Source organism: Desulfurispirillum indicum S5, from assembly GCF_000177635.2.
Lineage (GTDB): Bacteria > Chrysiogenota > Chrysiogenetes > Chrysiogenales > Chrysiogenaceae > Desulfurispirillum > Desulfurispirillum indicum.
Genome location: NC_014836.1, coordinates 1,672,615 through 1,697,117 on the forward strand (window position 1 = coordinate 1,672,615; position 24,503 = coordinate 1,697,117).

The 24,503-nt window shown below is 55.9% G+C and carries 21 protein-coding genes; 3 read left to right on the top strand and 18 right to left on the bottom strand.

What is annotated here, in order from left to right:
• Window positions 1-9: 9 nt before the first annotated feature.
• From SELIN_RS07925 to SELIN_RS07935, 3 genes are read right to left on the bottom strand one after another with little or no spacing between them, the layout of a single operon-like run.
• Window positions 10-399, bottom strand: a complete 390-nt coding sequence (locus tag SELIN_RS07925; RefSeq protein WP_013506147.1) for an ExbD/TolR family protein — start codon at window positions 397-399, stop codon at window positions 10-12.
• Window positions 396-995 (bottom strand): MotA/TolQ/ExbB proton channel family protein, encoded by a 600-nt coding sequence (locus SELIN_RS07930; RefSeq protein WP_013506148.1) that lies wholly within the window; start codon window positions 993-995, stop codon window positions 396-398. The genes SELIN_RS07925 and SELIN_RS07930 overlap by 4 nt, the downstream gene beginning before the upstream one ends.
• Entirely contained in the window at window positions 992-3,745 is a 2,754-nt protein-coding gene (locus SELIN_RS07935; protein WP_013506149.1) for a tetratricopeptide repeat protein, read from the bottom strand. Before SELIN_RS07935 ends, SELIN_RS07930 begins: the two co-directional genes overlap by 4 nt.
• 95 nt (window positions 3,746-3,840) lie before the next feature.
• On the opposite strand from SELIN_RS07935, the gene map reads away from it, so the two are divergent.
• Complete coding sequence (gene map, locus SELIN_RS07940) at window positions 3,841-4,620, top strand: type I methionyl aminopeptidase (protein WP_013506150.1); 780 nt, start codon at window positions 3,841-3,843, stop codon at window positions 4,618-4,620.
• An 81-nt stretch (window positions 4,621-4,701) separates the two neighbouring features.
• Here map and SELIN_RS07945 read toward each other — a convergent pair whose 3' ends face one another.
• The 11 genes from SELIN_RS07945 to fumC form a co-directional block, all read right to left on the bottom strand.
• Complete coding sequence (locus tag SELIN_RS07945; protein WP_013506151.1) at window positions 4,702-5,160, bottom strand: EVE domain-containing protein; 459 nt, start codon at window positions 5,158-5,160, stop codon at window positions 4,702-4,704.
• Window positions 5,160-5,615 (bottom strand): HIT domain-containing protein, encoded by a 456-nt coding sequence (locus SELIN_RS07950; protein WP_013506152.1) that lies wholly within the window; start codon window positions 5,613-5,615, stop codon window positions 5,160-5,162. The genes SELIN_RS07945 and SELIN_RS07950 overlap by 1 nt, the downstream gene beginning before the upstream one ends.
• Before the next feature lie 78 nt (window positions 5,616-5,693).
• Window positions 5,694-7,466, bottom strand: coding sequence for a PAS domain-containing sensor histidine kinase (locus SELIN_RS07955; RefSeq protein WP_198007070.1), 1,773 nt, complete (start codon window positions 7,464-7,466; stop codon window positions 5,694-5,696).
• Window positions 7,467-7,477: 11 nt separating this feature from the next.
• A complete protein-coding gene (locus SELIN_RS07960) occupies window positions 7,478-7,852 on the bottom strand; it encodes a response regulator transcription factor (RefSeq protein ID WP_013506154.1) in 375 nt (124 codons plus the stop codon).
• Between the two features lie 138 nt (window positions 7,853-7,990).
• Window positions 7,991-10,984 (bottom strand): PAS domain S-box protein, encoded by a 2,994-nt coding sequence (locus tag SELIN_RS13985; protein WP_013506155.1) that lies wholly within the window; start codon window positions 10,982-10,984, stop codon window positions 7,991-7,993.
• Window positions 10,985-11,102: 118 nt separating this feature from the next.
• A complete protein-coding gene (locus SELIN_RS07970; protein ID WP_226507628.1) occupies window positions 11,103-11,525 on the bottom strand; it encodes a response regulator in 423 nt (140 codons plus the stop codon).
• Window positions 11,526-11,644: 119 nt separating this feature from the next.
• Window positions 11,645-13,393 (bottom strand): histidine kinase, encoded by a 1,749-nt coding sequence (locus SELIN_RS07975; protein ID WP_013506157.1) that lies wholly within the window; start codon window positions 13,391-13,393, stop codon window positions 11,645-11,647.
• Window positions 13,394-13,411: 18 nt separating this feature from the next.
• A complete protein-coding gene (locus tag SELIN_RS07980; protein WP_013506158.1) occupies window positions 13,412-14,374 on the bottom strand; it encodes a glutathione S-transferase family protein in 963 nt (320 codons plus the stop codon).
• A gap of 13 nt (window positions 14,375-14,387) precedes the next feature.
• The gene (locus SELIN_RS07985) at window positions 14,388-14,651 is read right to left on the bottom strand and encodes a hypothetical protein (RefSeq protein ID WP_013506159.1); all 264 of its coding nucleotides are present in this window, start codon (window positions 14,649-14,651) and stop codon (window positions 14,388-14,390) included.
• Window positions 14,652-14,702: 51 nt separating this feature from the next.
• Complete coding sequence (locus SELIN_RS07990; RefSeq protein ID WP_013506160.1) at window positions 14,703-15,554, bottom strand: deoxyribonuclease IV; 852 nt, start codon at window positions 15,552-15,554, stop codon at window positions 14,703-14,705.
• A complete protein-coding gene (gene fumC, locus SELIN_RS07995; RefSeq protein WP_013506161.1) occupies window positions 15,554-16,942 on the bottom strand; it encodes a class II fumarate hydratase in 1,389 nt (462 codons plus the stop codon). The genes SELIN_RS07990 and fumC overlap by 1 nt, the downstream gene beginning before the upstream one ends.
• Window positions 16,943-17,022: 80 nt before the next feature.
• On the opposite strand from fumC, the gene radA reads away from it, so the two are divergent.
• On the top strand, window positions 17,023-18,384 hold the full coding sequence (gene radA / locus SELIN_RS08000; protein WP_013506162.1) for a DNA repair protein RadA: 1,362 nt from the start codon (window positions 17,023-17,025) through the stop codon (window positions 18,382-18,384).
• On the opposite strand, the gene SELIN_RS08005 is transcribed toward radA, so the two are convergent.
• The 4 genes from SELIN_RS08005 to SELIN_RS08020 form a co-directional block, all read right to left on the bottom strand.
• A complete protein-coding gene (locus SELIN_RS08005) occupies window positions 18,369-18,620 on the bottom strand; it encodes a hypothetical protein (RefSeq protein WP_013506163.1) in 252 nt (83 codons plus the stop codon). The two genes, radA and SELIN_RS08005, sit on opposite strands and share 16 nt — an antisense overlap.
• A 435-nt stretch (window positions 18,621-19,055) precedes the next feature.
• Window positions 19,056-19,709, bottom strand: coding sequence for a formate dehydrogenase subunit gamma (locus tag SELIN_RS08010; protein ID WP_013506164.1), 654 nt, complete (start codon window positions 19,707-19,709; stop codon window positions 19,056-19,058).
• Window positions 19,702-20,751 (bottom strand): 4Fe-4S dicluster domain-containing protein, encoded by a 1,050-nt coding sequence (locus tag SELIN_RS08015; RefSeq protein WP_013506165.1) that lies wholly within the window; start codon window positions 20,749-20,751, stop codon window positions 19,702-19,704. Before SELIN_RS08015 ends, SELIN_RS08010 begins: the two co-directional genes overlap by 8 nt.
• A 71-nt stretch (window positions 20,752-20,822) precedes the next feature.
• Complete coding sequence (locus SELIN_RS08020) at window positions 20,823-21,593, bottom strand: hypothetical protein (RefSeq protein WP_013506166.1); 771 nt, start codon at window positions 21,591-21,593, stop codon at window positions 20,823-20,825.
• A 171-nt stretch (window positions 21,594-21,764) separates the two neighbouring features.
• On the opposite strand from SELIN_RS08020, the gene SELIN_RS08025 reads away from it, so the two are divergent.
• Window positions 21,765-24,314, top strand: a complete 2,550-nt coding sequence (locus tag SELIN_RS08025; RefSeq protein ID WP_013506167.1) for a flagellin N-terminal helical domain-containing protein — start codon at window positions 21,765-21,767, stop codon at window positions 24,312-24,314.
• Window positions 24,315-24,503 lie beyond the last annotated feature (189 nt).

Sequence of the window (24,503 nt, forward strand, 5' to 3'; positions counted from 1 at the left end):
CTCGCCCGCTCAGTTTCCATCCACTACCGTGGCAATGGATATTTTTTCGATACCATGGGTCTTTGCCGCATCCATCACCGCTACGACCCTGCCGTGCTGGACATGCTCATCGGCCATGATAACGATTGAGGGGTACTGGTTGCCCCGCAGCACTTCCACAACTTCCTGCAGGGTCTTGCGCTGACCGCCATGGAAGTATTCCCCCTCGGCGGTAATGGTGATCTCCAGAGGTGTCGTGACCGTGGATGTCGCTTCACCGCGGGGCAGGCTCACCTCAACTCCACCCGTGGGGTTAAAGGTCGTCGTCACCATGAAGAATATCAGCAGCAGGAACACCACATCAATCATGGGCGTTAGATTGATAATCAGCTGGGACGGTCGTTTGGGAATGAAATTCATAGCATCCCCGCGATATCCGATGCGTGTTTTTCCATATGGGTGACCAGGTTCTGGGCTTTGGCTTCAAAGTAGTTGTGGGCAGCCAGGGCGGGAATCGCCACGATGAGTCCGAATGCCGTGGTCATAAGCGCCTCGGAGATACCACCGGCCATGGCCTGTGAGTGGCCAAGCCCCTGCTGCTGTATGGTGAAAAAAACCTTGATCATGCCACTGACCGTACCCAGCAGGCCAAAGAGCGGCGAAATATTGGCTATGGTTCCAAGCGTTGTCAGGTAACGTTCCAGGCGCAGAGCTTCCAGTTTCCCCGCGTCAAGAATGCGATTGCGGGCCTGCTCGCCACCGGACTCAAGGCCCGCCAGAATGATGCGTGTCATGGGAGTGTTATGCTCAGCACAGAACTTCGCAGCATCATCAATATTGCCAGAGGCCAGTGAGCGTTTAACCTTTGCCACCAGCTGCGGATTGATCACCACGCTGGCGCGCAGGGTGATGGCCTTCTCCAGAATGATGGCAACGGAGAGGACGCTGAACAGAAATATGGGGGTCATGATGTAGTAACCACCGAGGGAGAAGTAGTGCAAAAGCGTGTCGATCATCGATTCACTCCTTGGTTCATTCGCTCTTCAAGTGCTTGAGCCCTTTCAGGCTGATTGGTCAATATATAGAGTTCATGGAGCCTTTGGAAGGCTTTCTGCACATAGGGGGAGCTTTCGTGCAGATAGGTCACCTTGAGGTATTCCACAATGGCTCGCTGCGGGTCGGTTTTTTCAAAGGACCACGCAAAAGCGTAGCCCGCCAGATCCCGGTGTGCCGTATAGGTGAACAGCAGGGCACGGCTGATGGACTGCGCGCCCTGGGCGTTGCCCTGCTCCATGAGAATCGGCAGCGCTTCCGCCAGGTTGCGGGTACTGCCGGTGGACTCCGCCTGCTGCAGCAGCAGGGTGACATCGGGGGTGCCCAGGGCCATGGACGCCTCGATGGCGTGATGGCGGGCCTGTTCGCGATAGTTGGGGTTCTCAAGCATCTGCTGCAGAAAGAGGTAGGCATCACGGTAGTTACCCTGGCGCAGATATGCCATACCCAGGTAGTAGCGCAGCTGTGGGTGCTGCTCACGATGCTGAGCGGCAAAACGCACCACAAAGTCATATTCACCGCGCTCCAGCAGCACACGGGCAAAACCCACAAAGGCGTCCCGGTCACCAATACGCTCCACATGACTCTGGGCCCGCTGATAGTCACCCAGCTCCACATACTTGCGGCTGAGATACGCATAGGCGCTGCTGAGTGTGGCGCGATCCATGGAAGCCTGGTGTTCGCTGACATAGGTTTCCACCTCGCGGAAGCGATCCTGCATGATCAGACTGTTGAAATACCCGCTGTGGAAGCTGTCGCTGGACACCCTGGCGTAGTACCGCTGCGCCCGATCATAGCGCCCGGCGTTATAGTGAGCGTCCCCCATGAGGCGCAGGGCACGCTCTCGGTAGTAGGCGTCGGCTTCAAAGCGCTCCTGAAAGCGCTCCAGCACCATGAGCGTCCGGTCATAATCCTGGGCATGGAACATGGACAGTGCCTGAAAGAAGGTGCACTCCAGATAGTCGGCCGACGACTCGTCAAAACGCTGGCGGCACAGGAAGTAGGAGCGGGTGGCCTCCTGGTAGTGCCCAAGCTTCAGGAAGGCATGTCCGCGCTGGCGAACGGCGGCACCACTGCTCTCTGTCACGGTATCAAGGACCTGCTGATAGCGGCCCCAGTTGTTATAGAGGATCGCCAGCGAAATGCGCACGTCATCTTCACGATACTGGCGGCGCAGAAGGTCACGATAGATTCTCTCGGCCTCTTCATAACGCTCACGCTGGGTATGGAGGTTTGCCAGGTGAAAGCGGGCACTGGTGTAGTAGGCCGACGAAGAGGGGATCTCGGCATAGAGCTGGGCAGCCCGCTCAAGATTTCCAATCAACAGCGAGGCCTTGGCACTTTCAAAGAGCCACAGGTCATAGTAATCCACCCCTGGCCGAAAGTGCTGATGCCCTGCCGTTATAACCCGCTGAGATTCGGCAAAGTGTTCCATCTGCGTACGGTTGATCAGGGAGAACAGGAAGAAGGCGCGTTTGTTTTCGCTGCTCAGGGCGTCCACGACAATCTGCTCGAGGGAGTCGAACATGGACTGGGCAAAGCGCCCGGTATTGATAAAGTGTTCCGCCTGGAGGAGGTACGCCTCATTGCGCACATCAAAGGGCGAATACTCGACCAGAACACGGGCAAAGTAATCGCGCATGCGGATATCCGGCTGGACCATATAGGCTTCGTAGGCGGCGCTGGATTTCATGGTGGAAGAGCCGATACGCTCAAGCCAGAAGCGCGCTGCCTCCATATCACCAAGCCGCGCAGCGCTGACCACCGCCCGGCGGGCTACTCCATCATCAGCCAGGTCAAGGCGATCCGCGGCCATGCCCAGCACACGACGATCATCTTCCTGGCTGGCGTAGTGCTCAAGCACCCGCGTAAATGCCAGGGACATTCCCTGTTCAAAGGCTTTTTCAAAGGATTCAACGGCCTTCTCGTGCTCGCGCAGCTGCTCGTAGGCATGGCCCCTGAAGTAGAGGGAGTGGGCCGAGAAGGGCGTCCCTTCGAGATTGCGGGCAACCCGCACGGATTCTTCAAACTCCCCTGCATCGAAGAGGGCTATCTGCTGCAACAGCCAGGGTGCTGGCTGGATATTCTGCGTTGGCGTGCGCTCGTGATAACGCCTGACAAAGGAAGCGTACTCCATGTCGCCACGATTGTAGAGCAGCGTCGCCAGGGCCAGGGAGGATTCCGCCGCCACTTCCGGTGAGGCGGAGCGTGCTGCGCGGCGGAAGAACTCGATACTCTGCTGCTCATCCCCGATCCCTTTCCAGGACAGGGCGCGTAAATAGAGGGAAATAGGGTAATGGGGCGAGGACTCCCCGATCCCTTCAAGGGTGGCAAGGGCCTGTTGATAGTCCTGGGCTGCATAGTGAAAGCGGGCCGCTCGCACTTTGCCATCGTCACTCATGGCCGCTGCGACGGAAGCGCCAAAGCGCGAAGTGAACAGACAGCCGCCGGGTTTTCCCACCAGAACCTGATACTCCAGGGGGCGACGCAACATCTCAGGACTTTCCGTATACTCCTCCACCTGCAGACGCATCAGAGCCGTCTGGGGTGCCTCGCCACCGGGCTTGAACAAAGGTGCGGTTATCGTATCTGGTTTAATAAGGACGTTCACCTGAAGGGGATCCAGTTGAACCGGCGGCAAATCGGTGACAGCCTGGGCATCCCAGACACCTATTCCCAATACCATGAACAGGAGAATCGCGCTTTTTCTCATTTTTGCCCCGCCATGTAGTCCCAAAAGGTTTTCATAGTGCTCATGGTATGATAATTTAGCCGCCGTTGCAACTTCCCCAAGAAGGACTGTTTCCCATGAGCACACGATCAGCCACCGGCCTGAAACTCTACACACTGGAAGAGATCGAAAGCATCTCCCAGGCCGCCCGCATAGCCGCCACCGTCCTACGCGACATTGAACAGCAGATCAAACCCGGCATTGACACTGAGACCATAGACGCGCTGTGCGCGCAGATGATTGCCGACCATGGAGCTACAGCGGCACCCCTGAACTACAAGGGTTTTCCAAAAAGCGTCTGCACCTCCATCAACAACGTCATCTGTCACGGCATCCCCTCAACGGGTGAGGTTCTCAAGGATGGTGATATCATCAACGTCGACATCACCGCCATCTACCGCGGCTACTACGGCGACACCTCACGCACCTTCTGCGTCGGCGAAGTACCAAATCCGGTACGCCTCTTTGTGGAGCGCGTCGAGAAGGCCATGGACAAAGGTATAGAGGCTGTAATGGCCGGCAAGCCTTTTACGGTGATTGGTGATGCCATCGAGAAATATGTTCGTCGCTTCGGCTATTCGGTAGTCCGCGACTACTGTGGACACGGAATTGGCGAATCCTTCCATGAAGAACCGGCCGTGCTGCACTACAGCAGCAACAGCCCCTCCCATATCCTGCAGAATGGCATGGTCTTCACCATCGAGCCCATGGTCAATCAGAGTAAAAACTGGCGCAGCGTGCTCGACAAAAATGATGGCTGGACCGCCAGAACAGCCGATGGCGCACTGTCTGCACAGTTTGAACACACCATCGCCGTCGTCGATGGACGGGCAAAGGTTCTCAGTCACGCCCATTAACCGCTTGCTGAAACACCTCAGCACAGACAGGTAATTGAAAAACACGCGAAGCGCCGCTAATGAGACTTTTTCAGCAGCCTGTCAACCCAAACCCCTGATAATCCGAAATTCCTCACCGGTAACCGGCTGGACAGAAAGCCGTTGCCCCGCTTTGCTCAACAGCACCATGGAAGCCAGTTCCGGTACCGTCTTCAGGAAACCCAGCTCAAGCACCCGGGGAAAGATCTCCACCAGCTGCAGGTCCACCTGGTACCAGCGGGGATTCGCACGGTCACTGCGCGGATCAAAAGAGGCAGAGCCAGGGTCAAGGGCCGTTTCATCGGGATAGGCTTCGCGCACTACCGTTGCCAGACCGACAATGCCGCGCTCCTTTACATTGGAGTGATAGAGAAAAACCTCATCCCCCAGCGACATGGCCCGCAGGTTATTGCGGGCCTGATAGTTGCGTACACCATCCCATCCACTGACCCTGTCCGGCATCCGCAGAAAATCTTGAATTGCAAATACGTGAGGCTCTGTTTTTACTAACCAGAAAGCCATTATCGCTCCCATGGCCGGGCAAAGGTAAAAAACGCAGGCATATGGGCGTGCAACCTCTCAACGAGCTGCTCCAGCGCCGCCTCATCATAGGCTGCAGCGGGAAGATTTCCCCATACCGGGCCAGGCCAGGCGGGATCGCTCTCATAACGGGCGATATGGTGAAGGTGAAGCTGAGGAACCATATTCCCCAGGGCGGCAATATTGAGTTTCGACGGTGAATGAAGTTGCTGCATGAGCATGGCAAGCTGTGAGGATTCATCTACGAGCTGGTGCTGATGAGCGCGGCTCAAGTCGTGAATTTCCCGCAATCCGGGCAGCATGGGCACCAGAATGTACCAGGGCAGGGTGGCATTCTTCAGAAGCAACAGCTGGCACAGGGGAAAATCCCCAAGATGAATGGTATCTTCATGCAATTGGGGGTGCAGCCTGAAGGCTGTTGATGGTACGCTACTCATAGCCACTGCCCCTGCCTGCAGAAGCTGCGAATCCCAATATCCATAGGGAATGACAGCTGGTCAAATCTCCTGTACCTTTCATGGACAAGACTCCCCCTCCCGTGAAATATGGTCATAGAGCCGGACGATAAAACAGGCCCCCTGGCCACGATTTTCCGCTTCAAGCGACCCGCAGTAACTATCCTCCACCATGCGCCTGAGGTAGTACAGGCCCATGCCCTTGTCACGCTTTCTGAACTGGCTGGTGGTATAGGGAACAAAGAGCATGGGCAGGATCTCCTGGTCAATACCGCCGGCATTATCACGACAGACGATCTGGACAGCACCGTCATCAGTGGTAACCACTGTCATTGCCACCGCCACCTGACTGCGTTTGCGAGCACGGGCAATGGAGATGGCATTGGCAAGCAGCTCGACAAATATCTCAACCACATCGCTCTGCACCGCCTGCAGGGTGATGTGCGGGCAGATATCCTGTTCCAGGCACAGCATACCACGCTGTTCCTGGGTCAGGTACCCCAGACTCTGACGGAATATCGCGGCAAGATGTACCGCAACCACCTCGCCCTGGGTTTCGTAGAGATGCGTCAGGCTGGAGATGGTGCCTGAAAGGTCAACAAGCTGCTCCATGGCCTGAGCAATCGACTGGCGTATGTGTTTATGGTCAACATCCTCAGCCAGGAAGCACTCCTCAATCTCCTGAATCAGCAAACCGGCCACATTCAAAGGCTGGCGCCACTGATGGGCCAGATTCAACAGTAGACGGGACATCGACTGACGGCGGCTCTGCTCATAAATTATGCGATCCTGCTGTCGCGAGCGGGTAACGGCATCGTCGATCTGCTGCTGCAGGCTGGCCAGGGTTGCCTGAAGCTCCTGCTGCGCCTGTTTACGTTCGGTGATATCAATGAGGCTGAACTGCAGCATTCTCCTGCCCGCATGCTCAAAACGCATCAAGTGGACATCGGCAAGCCACTGGTTGCCATCGGCACGCTGATGCCACCATTCAAATCGAGCATTCCCTTCTTTCAGAGCATGTTGAATTTTTTCCACCGCCAGCGTTGCTGAGTCACTTCCATCCTCCTGGGTTGCCGCCGAGACATCGGCTGGCGTGGAACCAAGCAACTCCTGGCGATTTGACATTCCATAGATCGCAACCGCTGCGTCATTACAATCGGTATAATGAAAGTCTTCCGCATCCATGACAATCAGCGGAATGCGCGAGTGGCGGAAGAGCACCCGATTATATTCCTGACTCTGGCGCAGCTCTTCCATTAACTTTTTGCGGCTCACGATGACTTTGAGCAGGGCAAAGATGATGATGAACTGCACCAGCAAGGCACCGGAAAGAGCGGTCACAAACCAGCCAGTGCGCGTGCGCAGCTCAGAGGTCCGCTGTTCAACGGTCTGTTCCAGATGCTGCTGATACATATGCAGCTCCTCACGGGCCTGCAACTCTTCGGTGATATCCTGTATTATAGAAAAAAGTACTATCCGGCCACTGTGTTCAACGGGCCAGGAGTAAACCTCAACAGTGCGGACTTCGCCGCTGGCGAGGCGGTGGGGAAAGACAAAGAAATTTCGCTCTTCTGCGGCAGCGGCTTGCCGTTCCGACTCCACTTCGACAGAACTGAGCATATTGAGATCCTGAATGTGAAAGCTGCGCAGCTCTTCTGAAGTGTAGCCATAGAAATCTTCCGCCGCCTGATTGGCGTCGAGAATCGCTCCGCTCACCGGATCAATGAGCAGCATAATGGCCCCGTGGCGCTGAAACATCTCATAACCGAAGGTAGGCGTCTCCTCAGTCTCAGTGGCCTGTGCGGGGAACCAGAGCGCAACTATGAAAAACACAATGAGAAGCTTCATGGTCTTGTGGCAGCAGACTGCAGAGCATCAATAAGCTGTGTTTTCAGCAGAGGCTTCACGAGAAAGAAGTCGGCCTCAGGAACCAGGTGATCTTCGTCGGCAAAAGCCGTGACCACGATAACCGGCAGATCAGGGTGCAGCTGCTTCAGGTGTGACACCATCTCCATACCACTCATGACAGGCATCTCCAGATCAGTCAGGACGATATCCGGCCCCAACTGCTCGCACACATCAAGGCCATCCTGACCATGAACGGCCTCATAGACCTTTTTCACGCGGTACTTTATCAGGCGCGCGAGACTGCTGCGAGTCATGGGGTCGTCTTCTACGATCAATACGGTTTTGGTTTTCAGCTGTTCTTCAGGCGTCATCCTTTTCTCCTGGGTATTCTCACAGGCGCACCCTGAAACAGGTGCCTTGCGCTGTATTAACTGCATCGGATGAATTTGCCATTCTGGCTCTGCCTCGAATAGTATCACAATGCCCCGGAAACTGCCCAGCAGCAAAGTTCATCCATGCTCCGTTTCCTGGAAGCCTTCAGTAACCACGCCACCCTCTTCTGGAAATTCTATCCGAAAACAGGCCCCCGGCGCATTGCTGGTGACACGAAGCGTTCCACCCATCTTTTTCATGATCAGACGACTCAGGGAAAGACCAATCCCGGTGCCATGCTCACCCCTGGTGGAAGTAAAGGGCTGGAAAAGTTTTTCCGGCAAAAGATCAGGGTGAATACCTCCGGCATTATCGCTGAAAAGGAGGACGGGCTTCCCCCGTGACCATTCCAGCTGAATGTTCACATAGGGGTCATTGGTTCCATGGACACCATGGGCATCACGGGCATTTGACAGAAGGTTGAGAATGACCTGTTTAAATTCGCTGGCATATCCCATGACCTTCACGCCCCTGTCACCACCGATCTCAACACGCAGCCCTTGCTTTTGCAGCTGTGGTTTCATGAGATCCACCACCTCTTCGACACACTGCACAATGGAAAAGGACTCCACTTGCCTTGATGGCTTGAAGAAATTACGAAAATCATCCAGCGTGCGGCTCATGAACTGGAACTGTTTCAGAATTCTCTCCACTGTTTCATCCAGGATATCGGCATCAAGTTCGTCACTGTGATAGCGATCCTGCATATCCTGAATCAGCAGTGATACGTTGTTGAGGGGCTGATGCCACTGGTGGACAATGGCACCCATCATACTGCCCAGTTCAGCCATCTTGGCCTGCTGGACAACAATGGCCTGCTGCAGGTCTCGCTCCTGCTGCAGCTGTTTGAGTTCAGTAATATCGCGCCAGATGCAGAGCAGCTGTGGCTTTCCATCGTAATGAAAAGGAACCATCTGCACGTCCACGAGCACTTCCCGGCCACTGCGGGCGACCAGCAGCCATTCAAACCGGGCGGGTTCGGCAGCATGTACAGGCCGCGCCAAGCCAGCAGCCTGGAGAGGGCTCAATGGAGCACGTACACTTTGCAAGGACCAGATAAGCGTTCCGATCATTTCGTCGGGTTCATACTCCAGCATCCGCGCAGCCGCTGGATTACACTTCACGAAGGCACCGTCGTCATTGAGAATCAGAATGCCTTCAGGGTTCTGCTCAAACAGAACCTGAAACTGCTTCTGACTCTCCAGATTGCGCGCCACTTCCACCTCAACCTGGAGAGCCAGCTCCTGACGGAAATTCTGCTGCATCTGCTCGTGGGCCTTGCGAATGGTGATATCTTCCTTGATCCCCACATAATGCGTAATGGCACCTTTACCATCGCGGATGGAGGATATGGTCGCCTGTTCCCAGTACAGCTCTCCGTTTTTGCGCCGGTTGCGGATTTCACCACTCCACTGACTGCCACTGGCAATAGTCTGCCACATCTGACGATAGAACGTGTCGGGGTGTGACTGTGACTGGAGAATACGCGGATTCCTGCCGAGAACGTCACTGGCACTGAAGCCCGTCACCTCTTCAAATTTCGGATTCACATATTCAATCTGCCCGACAGCATTGGTAATGATAATGGAAACCGGCGCCTGTTCCACCGCCAGGGAGAGCTTACGCAGGTTGTCCTCAGTGCGTTTGCGTTGCGTTATGTCACGGGAAACCCCCAGAATGCCCACAGCCTTCGCGTTGGCATCGTACATGAGGTGGGCAAGCACTTCGGTCCAGACCGTGGAACCATCACGACACGGCTGTTCCACATACTCATAAACCGGGTGACGCTCCTGGCCACTGGCCGCCAGCTCATTGGCGAGCATCAGACCACGCAGCACCACTTCACGGGATCCCGCACAGACCACCTCGTCAAAACTCTGAGCCATGACCTCGTCTGGAGTATAACCGCGAAGCTGGAATACCGAAGGACTGATATAGGTGAACTTTCCCTGCATATCCATCACCCAGATCACGTCAGTGGCGTTTTCCGCCAGCAGGCGATACTGTTCTTCGCTCCTTTCCAGGCGCTGCGTGATCAGTTTCATTCGGCGCAGCAGCAGCACCAGCGCCGTCGCCAGCAACAGCAGCAACCCGATAATCCCCCACATGAGCGCGAACTGCTGACGGTAACGCTCCATGCGCTCTGCCAGGAGATTTGGCCCAGTAAAGAGAAAGCCATCCAGGTCAAACTCGCCATCGGAAAGGCCGGCTTCTACAAAGGTCTGAGCCATATACTGAATACGACCGGGATTGATGTGGCCTATGGGGATCAACTCCGGCATGATCAGCGCGCGCATGGCCTCGGCTTCAAATGCAAGGTGCTCCCGTGTCTTCTCCACACCATACACCTGCTGCAGCCAATCAATCACCTGATCAGGATTGGCCATGGCATACTTCCAGCCCCGCAGGGAAGCATTGCGAAAGCGCTCCACAGTATCGGGACGTTGCCGCAGCATCTCTTCGGAAGTGAAGAGAAAATCCGAGTAGAAATCCACTCCATAGGTGCGCGGGTTGAGCACATGATAGTCGACGCCCCGCTGCCCCAGAGAAAACGGCTCGTTGGTGAGATAGGCGTGATACGCGTCGACCTGGCCACTGACGAGGTCGCCAAGGTTGAACGAACTGGTGATGATCTCAACCTTTTCAAGGGGAACCCCCTCCCGGATTATCATGGCAAGGAGATCCGCTTCGGCAAGGGGATCGGTGATCATGACCTTTCTGCCGGCAAGCTGGTGAGGGGAAAGGATATGGCTCTGCGCCCTGGTAAGAAGTACTGAAGGGGAGTGCTGAAAGAGGGCCGCCAGCACCACGGTGGGCATGCCCTGCATGCGGGCGTACAGGACACCGCTGTTGTCGACACCGAAATCTGCCTTGCCCTCCAGAACCTGCCGTGTGGCATTCAGTCCGGGTGAAGCAGCGTGAATGCGCACATCAAGTCCGGCGTCAGTGTAATAGCCCATCTGCTCTGCCGCGTAGTATCCAGCAAACTGAAACTGATGATACCAACGCAGCTGAAGGTTAACAACTTCCAGGGAAAAGGCGTGCGTGACGAGCCCCAGGACAAGAAGCATTGCGATGAGTTGCCGTGTGCAGTGGCGCAGGCGTTGACATCTCGAGACTAAACGGACAGACAGCGGCCCCCGCTGCACTGGGGATGGACAGGCACGGCTCATGACTGAACTGCTGACATCAGAGTTTTTGAGCAACGGCGGCCAGCACGCCGAGCAACTCTTTTTTGAAAATAGGCTTTACCAGGACACAATCAGCCTCGCACGCGAGATGCTCATCATCGTCAAAGGCCGTTATCACCACAATCGGCTTATCAGGGCTCACCTGCCTGATGGCCCGGATCATATCGGCCCCATTCATCACCGGCATTTCCAGATCAGAGAGAATAATATCGGGATTGCGGGAATGAAACAGCTCAAGTCCTTCCTTGCCGTTGGCTGCCACGATCACTTCACCCACGCGAAAACTCAGGATTCGAGCCAGCATCTGTCGGGTCAGGGGCTCGTCTTCGACAATCAGAACTGATTTGTTTTTGAGTATTTCTTCAACTTCCAACGAAAAAATCCTTGCCCACCACGCCCCTGGAGGGACAAATGATGCCATTCATAATACAGCTTTTGTATTGCAGCAAATATTACCATTACAGGACCATGTTGTATGCACTTTTTTCTGCCACGCAGCGGAGATCACCGGAGCAAGACTGCGCAAAGTGGCGCGAAAGCTCAGTGGTCACCAAAGACACCAGCCTGGTTGCGGCTCTCCTTTTCCTGGGCATCGGTGATCACAATGGTGATCGTGAATCCTTTCCCGGTATCGGAGTCAACAGCAAACGCCAGGCGTGAACCATAGAGGTTGCGCAGCCGCTCATACACATTACTGAGCCCCACACCGGAGCCCTTCCCCACACCCATCTGCATGATATTCCTCAGCTGTTCACGGGCTACGCCATGACCATTGTCGCAGATCTTCAGGGAAAATCTCCCCTCCTCATAGTGCGCCTTGATATCGATAAGCCATTTGCCGGTACGACCCTTGAAACCATGGGCGAAGCTGTTTTCCACCAGTGGCTGCACAATCAGCTGGGGGAGATGGTACTTCATGGCCGGAGGGCTGATGTCCAGCTGCACACTGATATTGTCGCCAAAGCGGGCTTTTTCCAGCTCCAGGTACCCCTGAACAATCTCCAGTTCCGTGCTCAGCGGCACCGTTTCTGCCGTGCTCTTGAAAGTGACCCGGAATATCTCACTCATCTTCAGCAGCAAGCGGCGAGCCTTGGGCGGATCGATGCGAATAAGGCTCATAATGGTATTGAGGGAGTTAAAGAAAAAATGCGGATTGATCTGCCGCTGCAAAGCCAGCAGCTCCGCCTGAATAGAGAGTTCCTTATGCTTCTGCAGTTTGGCGAACTCAATCTGCACGCCAATCAGCTGTTGCAGCCCTGAGATGAGTTCCATGACATAGGGGGAGAAACTGCGACTGCCCCAGTTGCGTAGCACGAGCAGGCCTGTCACCTCATCGGAGGCCTTGAGGGGGACATAGAGCCCATGATACGGCAACCGGTTGCCCTTGCGACGGCGTTCACGCTTGCTGTACACAATTTCCCCCGTACGGATTGCCTTGCGGGCATCGCGGTCGAAGAGCCGCGCTCCGTCTCCGTGAACCTCGTCATCAATGGTCCCATAAGCGGAGAGCACCTGTTCATGGTCAGTAATCGCCACCACATCCACGGGAATACTGCGGTGGATGATACTGCACACCTGGCGCGCGCCATCGGCAGTAAATCCGCCCTTGAAGAAAACGATGGTCTTGCTGGCAATCTGCAGCGCGTTTGAGGTGGCAAAACTGTGCTCTTTTTCCTGTTCCGAGTTCATGAAATTCAGCATGAACAGCAGCAGCAGCCCACCGAAAAAATCACTGGCAAAGGTGGCCACACCGCTCTTGATCAGCAGAAAGAGCGCCACCGGGTAGTCGGAAAGCATCACATAAAAGATGAGAACCTTCAGAAATGCCAGGAAGAAGACAATGGGAATCAGCTTCAGATTGAAGCGAAAGGCGTTACGGCCGAAGTAGCCCGCGAGAAAACCGATGATGGCCGACGCGGTGAACTGGGCCGCCCCGGCCCAGTCTCCAAGGATGAAGTGGTAGAGCCCGGCGATAGCCCCCAGGACGAGCCCCCAGAACATGCTGCCCAGAAGGTAACCGGCGGCAATGACCACCGCCGAAGTGGAATAAAGACGCGTTCCATGGTAGGCGGTGGCCAGAAATTCCCCCACCGTGATAATCAGCAGAAAAAAGACAAGCAGCCGGGCCTGGCATTTGATATCGGTGCGATCATAGAAGCAGTGGCGCACCCAGGTGTGTTTTCCCAGCAGCAGAATAATAATGCCATACACACCGATCTGCTGAAAAAGCTGGATGAACAGATGGAAGTTGGACTTGATATCGACATCAAGCACAAGGGAGAAAAACACCGGCTGACTCCTCGCAGATCAGATATGACGCCCATGGGGGGAGTCGAGATCCAGAACCGGCCCCAGGGGCACAATGCGTGCCGGATTCATATGACCGTGGCTGAAAAAGTAGTGCTGCTTGATGTGCTCGAAATTCACCGTCTCCCGCACTCCCGGATACTGATAGAGCTCCTTGAGATATCCCTGGAGGTGGGCATAGGATGAGATCATCCGCTGGTTTGTCTTGAAATGACAGAAATAGACTGCGTCAAAACGCACCAGGGTAGTGAAAAGACGCCAATCCGCTTCGGTCAGGCGATCTCCCACCAGGTAGCGACTCTTCCCCAGCAGCAGTTCCAGTTCATCCAGGGCCCCAAACAGCTCATGAAAAGCCTCTTCGTAGGCATCCTGCGTAGTAGCGAACCCACAGCGATAGACGCCGTTATTCACACGGTGATAGACAAACTCGTTGATGCGGTCTATCTCCGGCAGAAGCCCTATGGGGCAGAAGTCTTCAGTATTTGCAGTGAGATGATCAAAGGCACCGTTGAACATGCGAATGATTTCAGCAGACTCATTGCTCACAATGGTCTGCTGCTTCTTGTCCCACAGTACCGGCACCGTAACCCTTCCCGTGTAGGTGTCATCTGCACGGGTATAGAGTTCGTGCAGGAAACGGCTGCCATGGAGGGGTTCCGGATCAGGGGCGAACTCCCAGCCGCTGGCGAGCATATGGGGGTGCACCACGCTGACCGGTATCAGTTCCTGCAGGCCCTTCAGAGCACGAAAAATCAGGGTACGATGGGCCCAGGGGCAGGCCAGGCTAACGTACAGGTGATAGCGATCCGCTTCAGCGGTAAACCCAGCTGAGCCACCTGGCCCGGCACTGCCATCAGCAGTGATCCAGTTGCGGAAGCGGGCATCTTCGCGCACAAATCGTCCACCGTGCTTGGCAGTGTCATACCACTTGTCATGCCATTTTCCATCGACGAGTAAACCCACGGAGACCTCGACCTTACTTGTTTTGCAGGGAATAAAGGTACTGGGCTACAGATTCCATCTGCGCGTTGTCCAGTGCGGCTCCATTTACAACCATCATCAAAACCGTCTCACGCCACTGATCCAGGGACTTTGGCGGAGCATTGTAGATGCGTTCAGAGGTATGGCACATGGTACAGCGCTGGTCGATGAGTGCCTTCATGTTGTCGGAGGCCAGAGCTGAAGTACTGAGGGCAAACAGGATTCCCAGACCAAAGAGCACGAGTGCTGATTTTTTCATGGTATCACCTCCAGAAAGTTTCAGGGCAGTATAGCGAAACGGGAAGCAAAATCATAGGGGCACGCGCAGCAGGTCAATTTCCCTGGCCCAGCCTTCCATTCCCGCCGGAGTTTCCAGAATCATGGGCAGATTGCGCAATCGCGGATGGTGCACCACCTGCCGCATGGCCACAAGGCCGATTTCCCCCTCGCCGATGCGGGCGTGCCGATCGCGACGTGAAGCCAAGACAGCCTGGGAATCATTGAGATGGAGCATGCTCAGCCGAGAAAAGCCAACGGCATCCTGAACCTCGGCCAGTAACCCCTCCAGACCATCAGCGTGGCGAAAATCATAGCCAGCGGCAAAGGCGTGGGCCGTGTCAATGCATATTCCAAGCTCGGCACCGTGGACACACCGCTCAAGAATCATGCCCAGTTCAGCCACGGTCGAGCCTATGGTGGTACCCTGGCCGGCCACGTTCTCCAGCACCAGTCGGGGGCCAATATTGTGGTCAACCTGCTCCAGTACCGCATCCAGGGTCTGGGCAATGTGCCCGACCCCCACCTCCAACCCCGATTGCAGATGCGCCCCCGGATGCAGCACCAGTTGTTCGATTCCCAGCAGGGTACAGCGCTCGTATTCAGCCACCAGCGCATCCACGCAGAGCTGTCGCTTCCCGGAGTCGGGATTGGCCAGATTCAGCAGGTAAGAAGCATGGGAGATGACCTGCGCCATTCCCACCCTCTCCCGGGTGCGCCGGAAAAGGGTGACTTCTTCCGCAGTAACCGGTCGGGCCTTCCACTGTCGCTGGTTGCGGGTGAATATCTGCACTGCCGTGGCGCCGATCTCCTGGGCACGCTCGAAACAGAGGTGCAGCCCTTTCGCGGTGCTGGTATGGGCGCCCAGCAGAAGCGGTGTCGCCATTATCTGGGCCGCACCATATCAGCGGGAACCACATAGCGATCGAACTCTTCAGCGCTGAGAATACCCAGTTTGACGGCCGTCTCTTTCAGGGTGGCACCTTCCTTATGCGCTGTCTTGGCGATTCTGGCGGCATTATCATAGCCAATATGGGGGTTCAAAGCTGTCACCAGCATCAGGGAGTTGTGCAGGTTGCGCTCAATCACTTCGCGATCCGGCTCGATTCCCACGGCACAATGGTCGTTGAAAGAGTGCATGGCATCGCTGAGCAGCTGAACACTCTGCAGAAAATTATAAATGATCAGGGGTTTGAATACATTGAGCTCAAAGTTTCCCTGACTGGCGCCAAAGGCGATGGCGCTGTCATTGCCGAACACCTGGCAGGCCACCATGGTCAGCGCCTCTGATTGGGTGGGGTTGACCTTGCCCGGCATGATAGAACTGCCCGGCTCATTCTCGGGAATGGCGATCTCGCCAATACCACAGCGCGGACCACTGGCAAGCCAGCGGATATCATTGGCGATTTTCATGAGATTGGCCGCCAGCCCCTTGGTGGCCCCACTGGCAAAGACCAGGGCATCGTGAGAGGTCAACGCGTGAAATTTGTTGGGAGCGCTGTGGAAGGCGGTGCCCGTCAGCGCCGTCAGTTTGCCCGCCACCTTCTCACTCAGCTGGGGATGAGCGTTCAGTCCGGTTCCCACGGCGGTACCTCCGATGGCCAGCTCCCGCAGGCTCTCGACACTCTGCACAATATGCTGACGGCTTTGCTCCAACATGGCCACATAGCCGCTGAACTCCTGCCCCAGGGTCAGAGGAGTGGCGTCCTGCAGATGGGTGCGACCGATTTTCACAATCCCGGCAAAAGCCTCTGACTTGGCTTTCAGGGTGGCGTGCAGAGCATCCAGGGCGGGAAGCAACTGCTTCTCCACAGCGATGACCGCCGCGATATGCATGGCCGAAGGGAAAGTGTCATTGGAGCTTTGGGACATGTTCACATGATCGTTGGGATGAATGGGTTTTTCCGTACGGAAGTCGGCGCCCAGCATCTCACTGGCACGGTTGGCGATGACTTCATTGAGGTTCATGTTTGTCTGGGTGCCGCTGCCCGTCTGCCACACCGAGAGGGGAAACTGCGCATCCAGGCTGCCGGCCAGGATCTCATCACAGGCTGCCGTAATGGCATCGCACTTTTTGCGGTCCAGCTTTTCCAGGTCATGGTTCACCAGAGCCACCGCTTTTTTCAGCAGCGCAAAGCCCTCAATAAGGCCATGGGGCATCTTCTCCCAGCCGATGGCAAAATTCTGCAGACTGCGCTGGGTCTGAGCGCCCCAGTACTTCTCGGCGGGTACTTCAATTTCACCCATGGTGTCCTTTTCAATGCGGTATGACATGTTGCCCTCCTTCGAAGCAGATAGGCTTGTTGTAGCAAGTATGCTAGTATTTTTCATCCAATTTTCCCATGGAGTGTCACATGGCCAAAGTCAGAAGTGTCTACCAGTGCAATCAGTGCGGCAGCAGTTTCCCCCGCTGGAACGGCAAGTGCCCCGACTGCGGAACCTGGGGTTCCATCAGCGAGGAAAAGGTTCCCCTGGTACAGAAGACCTCCGGCGCCCCGGCCGCGACACCTCAGCAGACCATCAGCCTGGAGCAGGTAACTTCCTGCGCCACCTCCCGCATTCCCACCTCCATGGAGGAGCTTGAGCCCGTTCTGGGAGGAGGCCTGGTTCCCGGCAGCATGGTCCTGCTGGGCGGCGATCCCGGTATCGGGAAATCCACCCTGACCATGCAGCTGGCCGGCAACCTCTGCAAGGATGGCCTGAGCATTCTCTATATCTCCGGCGAAGAATCGCTGCAGCAACTCAAGATGCGCGCGGATCGCCTTGGCACTGCCCAGGGGAAAATCTTTGTCTGCACCTCCACCTCCCTGGAAGAGGTGCTGGCCCTGCTGCAGCAAACCACACCCCAGCTGCTGATCATCGATTCCATTCAGACCCTCAGCTCCCAGGAGCTGGATTCAGCCGCCGGCACCGTCTCCCAGATACGCCACTGCACCGCTGCGCTCATGGAACAGGCCAAAGCTAACAGCACGGCCACCATCCTGGTGGGCCATGTCACCAAGGAAGGCGTGCTGGCGGGGCCACGGGTGCTGGAGCACCTGGTGGACGTGGTACTCTACTTCGAAGGGGACCGCTTCCAGAATTTCCGCATCCTGCGCAGTGTCAAGAACCGCTTCGGTTCCACCAACGAAGTGGGGATTTTTGAGATGACCGCCCAGGGGCTGGTTTCCGTCGACAATCCCAGCCAGATGCTGCTGGCAGAGAAGCCGGAGATGGCTTCGGGATCGGTGGCCACCGCCACCATGGAGGGAACGCGCCCGCTGATTGTGGAGATTCAGTCCCTCGTCAGCAGCTCGTTCTTCGGCAACCCGGTGCGCAGCACCATCGGCATAGACCACTCGCGGGTGAACATGATCCTCGCCGTACTGGAAAAGAAACTTGGAATGAATATCAGCAACAATGACGTCTACACCAATATCATCGGCGGCATCAAAATCAATGAAACTTCCGGCGACCTCGCCGTTGCGGCTGCCCTGGTCAGCAGTTTCCGCAATATCCCCCTGGACAAACAGCTGCTGATCTTCGGCGAAATCGGCCTGTGCGGTGAAGTGCGCAGCGTCTCCCAGGCACAGCTCCGTATACAGGAAGGACGCAAGCTGGGATTCCATCACTTCATCGTCCCCGAACAAAGCGCAAAAAAAATTCCCCTCCGTGAACGGAAGGGAATAACCGGGGTCAGTTCAGTCGAAGAGGTAATGGATCACCTTTTTCGATAACGCAAGTAATAGCGCAACGCGTCATCCCAGTTGTAATCCTGGGCCTGGCGCAGCAGACTGTAGCGCCGGTTCAGCTGACGCCGATACTCCAGCTCCCACTTGATACGCTCTTCAGACCAGTGATCCGGGGGAGAGTTGGCGGTCTGCGCTTCCCGTTCGATGTCTTCTTCGATGGAATTCTGAATTGACTGGCAAAAACGATAGGCATGTTGAAGCATAACTTCCTTGTTATCCACGAGCGCACCTCCCTGTGCAAAAGCTTCGTCTGCTCTTTTTTCGGATTTCCCCGACACTTTCTTGAGGGGAAAAACCGCGTCAGACTGAGAAATCTGACACAAAATTCACAACTGCTGAAATTTTGAAGTTTTCACCACCACCCTGCGGCGCAACAGGTGCTGCGGACAGTACACGGGGAAGAGACAGAGGTAGGCCGCCCCCCTGAGCCCGTCCGGTGAGTGCGACGCCTGGCTGGCAAGACCCGAATGGGACACTCGCAGGAAGTGAGTGGTCCGGCAGCACTGCAGGGAAGTAGTGTCTGCCGGATCTCCAGAACAGGCGAGCCGGAAGAACGGGCGTTCGGGGGCGCGTTTTTGTGCCCTTTTTGCGCGGTCAAAAAGGGCAATATCTATAAGTGAAAACATTGACCATGACGGCAGAATGCAAAACATCCATTACTGGCTCTCAATATCCCATTTCCCGTGCCTCCGCCGGGCATACTCGCGGGAAACTCGTCCGCTGAACATGGAGGGGAAGAGAGGCCAGTTGGCCTTGACCAGAAACGCTGCCAGGTGAGCCAGCAGCAGCAGGACAAAGGGGATGGCGGCGATGGTATGCACGTAGGTCACCACCTGCAGAAACATGGGGTCGAGGATGATATTACCCATGTTCTTATAGGTTTTGATCAGGCCCGTGAGTACCAGAATCAGCGAAACTGACCCCATGGCGGCGTAGGCCAGGCGCTGCTCCGCCAGGAACTTTCCGTGCTGCGGCTCTTCCTTGCCCCGTATCATGGCCCAGATGATATGCACACTCTCGGTGACATCGCCTCTCCTGGGCAGCGCCGCAAACTCACGGCGCATGGCATGGTAGATCATATGGAAGACCACTGCTGCGGTGAAAAAGAACGCGGCAATGTAATGCAGAATCAGGTTGATCTCGTAGTTCCCACTCCAGCGGAATCCCGGCACCTGGGTCAGTCCGTAACGGGCATACATGGGCATTTCACCAAAGCCGGAGAAAATCAACAGCAGCGCGCTCAGGGCGATGGTCCAGTGGGTGGCGCGCACCACCCGGTTATGGCGGACAACCAGAGCAGACTTACTCATGGGTGGACTCTCCTTGGGAAGGGGTAGTGCCGGTGGCAGGTGGCTTCTGCTGTTTGGCGTCAGGTTTTCTGCCAGCCGCCATGGCACCAGCGAAAGCACCAACGGCACCGATTACCGGGGCGGTCAGGGTCATGCCCGCCCAGCCCGATGTGCGATCCAGCATATTGGTGGGGCGATGCAGCTGGGTGACCTGACGAGGATCTTTGGCCTCGGCCATCAGAGCCTGCTGCATCTTTTCAAAAGATACCCGGGAAACATACACCGTCGAGGTTCCGCCGTTCTCGGCCTGGCCATAGATATACCCGGAGTATTCCTGTGCCAGTTTTTCTGCCAAAGCGTCAATTTCACTGCGGGCGCCGAAGGTCATGGCATCTTTTGGGCAGGCAGGTAAACAGGCAGGCTGTTCGCCACGATCCAGACGATCCTTGCACAGATCACACTTGAACATGACTCCACCTCCGGCAGGAAGGGGATCCAGATGCGTGTAAATCCCCACTCCGGCCTGCCGCTGAGGGATATGCCACGGGCACACACTCTTGCACTTGGAGCCGCCAAAGCAGAGGAAGGGGTCGATGGTCACCATACCTTCAGGATGCTTGTGTTTGACGCCAAAAGGGCACAGCTTGGCACAGGGAGGGTTATCACAGTGCATGCAGCGGCGAGGCACGTGCACCACTTCGGTATGGCCATTCTCGGTGACAGCAATGTGCTGGACGAAGAGCCAGTTATAGGGAGTCAGGCGATCATGAACATCCCTCCTGTCGCTCCAGTCATCATAAAAGTTCTGGGGCCAGTAGGGCTTGAGCATTGCCGGGTCGGGTTCGGGAAACTTATGAACATTGGCAGTGCGACAGGCGCTGACACAAGCTGCCATGTCTTTGCCGGGACAGCCGTCGCACTTGGTGAGATCAATCAGGGTGGCGTAGGAATCTGGTGATATGTCGCCGGAATAGCGCCGCGCCGCCTTGGCCTTGGTCGGCACAGCGGTGGCCGTGGCCGCGGCAGCCATCCCCGCCAGAAATGAGCGTCGAGAAAACTGCATAGGTAAACTCCCCGGTAATTATTAACTACATGGCTATATAGTGAACAATTATGGCGGGGTCAAGGAAAAACTCAGGGTTCCACTCCCAGCAATTTCCCCACCTGGGCACCGGAAATATGCTGATGCAGCCGCTGCGCAAATCCGGAATCCCCTTCACGCTCCTGCACCTGTCGCGCAATCAACTCAAGAACTTCACGGGCCTCAAACAGATGACGCAGTGGAGGTTCCGACTGAGGGAGGGGGGAGAGCGAAAGCTCGCGCAGATCGCCTTCGATTCTGGCTCCCAGACGATCCATTTCCCCCAGCCCTGCGACACGGGCCTCAGCCGCCAATACCCTGGAGTCGGTAGCGGCTTGCGGAGCTTCAGGCGCAGGGGTAACTTCAGCGTCCCGTTCTGGCGGAAGCGGCTCCCGATCTCCCGCATCGGTACTTTCCGTTGAAGCCTGAGGTGTCTGCGCCTCAACGCTCACCGCTGCACCTTCGGAATACCATTCCCCTGCTTCGTGTCTTTGGACAGTTTCCCGGGTCTGCTGCTCCACAAGCCGCACCTGCTGCTGGCTCGCCTCTTCCGCCTGGCGCTGTTCATGACGTTGCCGGACGGTGTATTCATGTTCCTGTCGCTGTACCTGCAGACGGGTCATGATCTCCTGTTCCTGCTGCACCTGCTGCCACAGTTCCGTTCGGATCTGCGGATGAAAGTGACGGGTATAGTCATCGGCCGGCGGCTGTACCGACCTGGCGCCAGGGGATGAAGGCAGCGCATGTACTGGCTCGCCGTGAAGGGGAGAGATGGGATAGTGTGTCTGTGGGTGAGCTTCTGACAGGGAGATGGCTTCGCTCATAAATGGCTCCGGATAAAAGTGGTCAGTTTATTGCAAGAGTTCCGGGAAAGCCCGCATATTCGTCGACCTTACCTGTGAAGGAATAGTGTCATGGGCAGAAAAAGTAAACGAAAATTTTCCGATATTCTGCAGGAGCACCTGCGCAACACATCATCTTCCGGAGGCACTTTCATGGGATTGCAGACCTATAGTAACGCAACCGCATTGGGTTCAATGAACGCGCTGAACATGCATGGCTCACCCCTGAAAAACGCACTGGAAAGAATTTCCTCAGGCATACGTATCAACCAGGCATCCGATGATGCCTCAGGTATGGCTATATCAGAAAAGATGCGCAACCAGATCCAGGGGATCAACCGGGCCATTCGCAACTCCCAGGATGGCATATCTCTGATTCAGACCGCTGAAGGAGCTCTGCAGGAGACCACCGCCATCCTGCAGCGCATGCGGGAGCTCTCGGTCCAGGCCGCCACCAGCAGTATTAACGCCAGCGATCGTCAGGAGATCCAGCGGGAAGTGGATCAGCTCATCGCTGAAGTGGATCGCATATCCTCCTCAACTGAATTCAACACAAAAAAACTCCTCAGCGGTGAAGGCACTGCCACATGGCGCAGCACAGATCCCGACCGTATCTCCGCCATCATCCGCGATCGGGTTGTCTCCGGAAATTATCGCATTGATGTCGAAGCCAAAGTCGGCAAGAATCAGGTGCTCAAATCCAACATCATGGTTCTGCAGCCTGGCGCCTATGCCGGGGATATCATCACATCGGGAACCCTTCTGGGTGATGTGGCCAACAACTCGGGTGTGGTCGGCATCTATGAAGCCGATAACCTGCGTACTGGCACTGCTGATCAGCGAATTTACAAGGTGAACGTCGCAGCGGCCAGCGCTGGTGCACCACTGATCCAGGGCATGCCACCGGAAATATTTTCCACCGTCGGCGATCTGGGCAGTATTATGGGAACCTATCAGCAGCCCGGTTCGCAGTTTATGATCACGGGAACCGAGTTTTCCGATACCGCCGTTCTGAGCAGTGGTGAAATGGTTTTCAGTTCCGGCATCAACCTCCAGGCAGGCGTCCATGGCTACCTGGAAATTGAGTTCATGGCCGGCGTTACCATAGAAAGTGGCGCCACCGATGTTGACCCCCAGGGTGTGCGCATACGCTTTATCGATGTCAAAACCGGCAATATGGGTGACTGGGCCATGGGGACTCTGGATCGCAGTGGTTTCATTGATCTGGACACCAATAATGTCAATGGATGGCGGACACTGACCTCGGGTGGGCAGGTACCTCTTGCCAACATCTTCGACAACACCGACCCACTGGACAACCGCCTCTACTTCGGCGATGGCAGCACCATAAAGACAGGAGACAAGATCCTGCTTTCCATAGACGCGGCGGAACACCTGGATGGCACCCTCACCGTGGGAGGTGGTGCCATCAAAATCGACGAACGGTTCATGGACAATGGTGTGGAGCGGGAAATCCGCGGCGCCTACTATGTTTCCTATACCGCCAATGGGCTGCAGCACACCGCCCTTTCCAGCGGCAACAAGCAGATTCTCTACCATCTGCCCCAGCTGGACGAATCCACTGGTGCCATATCCATCGGCTCCATCACCCTGGACATGCGTCCAAGCTCCACCGGCACCATGACTGACTCGAACCTGGCCATCGAACTGCGCGGTGAAGGCGGTATCGCATCCACTTACACCAGGCTCAAGGATATTCAGGCCTTCCAGACTGCCGAAGGTATTAACACCTTTGAACTGCCACAGCGCATCATGCTCTACGGAAATTCCAAGCGCACAGAGCTTGTCCTCAACGGCAACGACACAATTGCCATGATGGTGGATAAATTCGCCCGCGCCATCACCCACAAGACCGAAGGACTGGGCATCAACCTGGAAAGCGTGACCATAAACAAACACGTAGCCGATTTTATCTCACGAGGTGAAGCGATCAGCGAAAGTCAGGCCTCTATAGAAGGGACATTTTTCCTGCGCTCACTCTTCAATGGCCTTCAGGGCGAGATCTCCATGGTTGCCGATCAACGCGTCATCGACGCCTTTAATTTCCATGAACTGCAGCAGTCCCAGGAGAACGAATATACCGTTGAGGTCTTTGACGCTCACCGGGGCACTCTGATTGGGAGCGCCCTGGTGGCCAATGGCATCATGGAGGGAGTCCTGCAGGGAGCTGATATCCTGATCGAAGGCAATATCGGCGTCACCGCCAGCTGGAACTCCCGCCAGCAGTTACTGGAGTTTGAAGCGAACCAGGAAAAGAGCACCACCTATCTCAACCTGGTGGATACCGCGCTGGTCTTCCAGGTTGGTCCCAATGAAGAACAGGATATTGTCGCCAACATTTCTCAACTCGACGCCCGGGCACTGGGTATTGCCAATCTGGTCCTGGTCACTGAAGAGAGCGCCGCCAAGGCCATCACTCAGGTTGATCGGGCCATTGAGCTGGTGAATACCGAGCGTTCGCGGCTGGGAGCTATTGGCAACCGTCTCGACCACACCGTAAACAACCTCAGTGTCGCGGAACAGAGTCTGCAGCACTCTGAATCGCGCATACGGGATACGGACATGGCCAACGAAATATCCACCCTGACCTCCAAGCAAGTGCTCAGCGAAGCTGCCAGGGCCATGCTGGCCCAGGCCAATCAGATGCCGCGCGGACTGATACAGCTGCTCAACAACCAGTAGCACCATCGACAATCAGCCCCATAACACCAGCGAAGCGGTGACGGATACCACGATCCCCTTCAGACCTTCGGGGAGCAGCCGCTCCCACGAAGTTGGTCATTGCGCTTCAGTCGAACACAACTTGCAAGCAGACTTGATAACGATTTAAGTCAACCGAATGAGTTATTCGCGTTTTGGAACCTACACAAG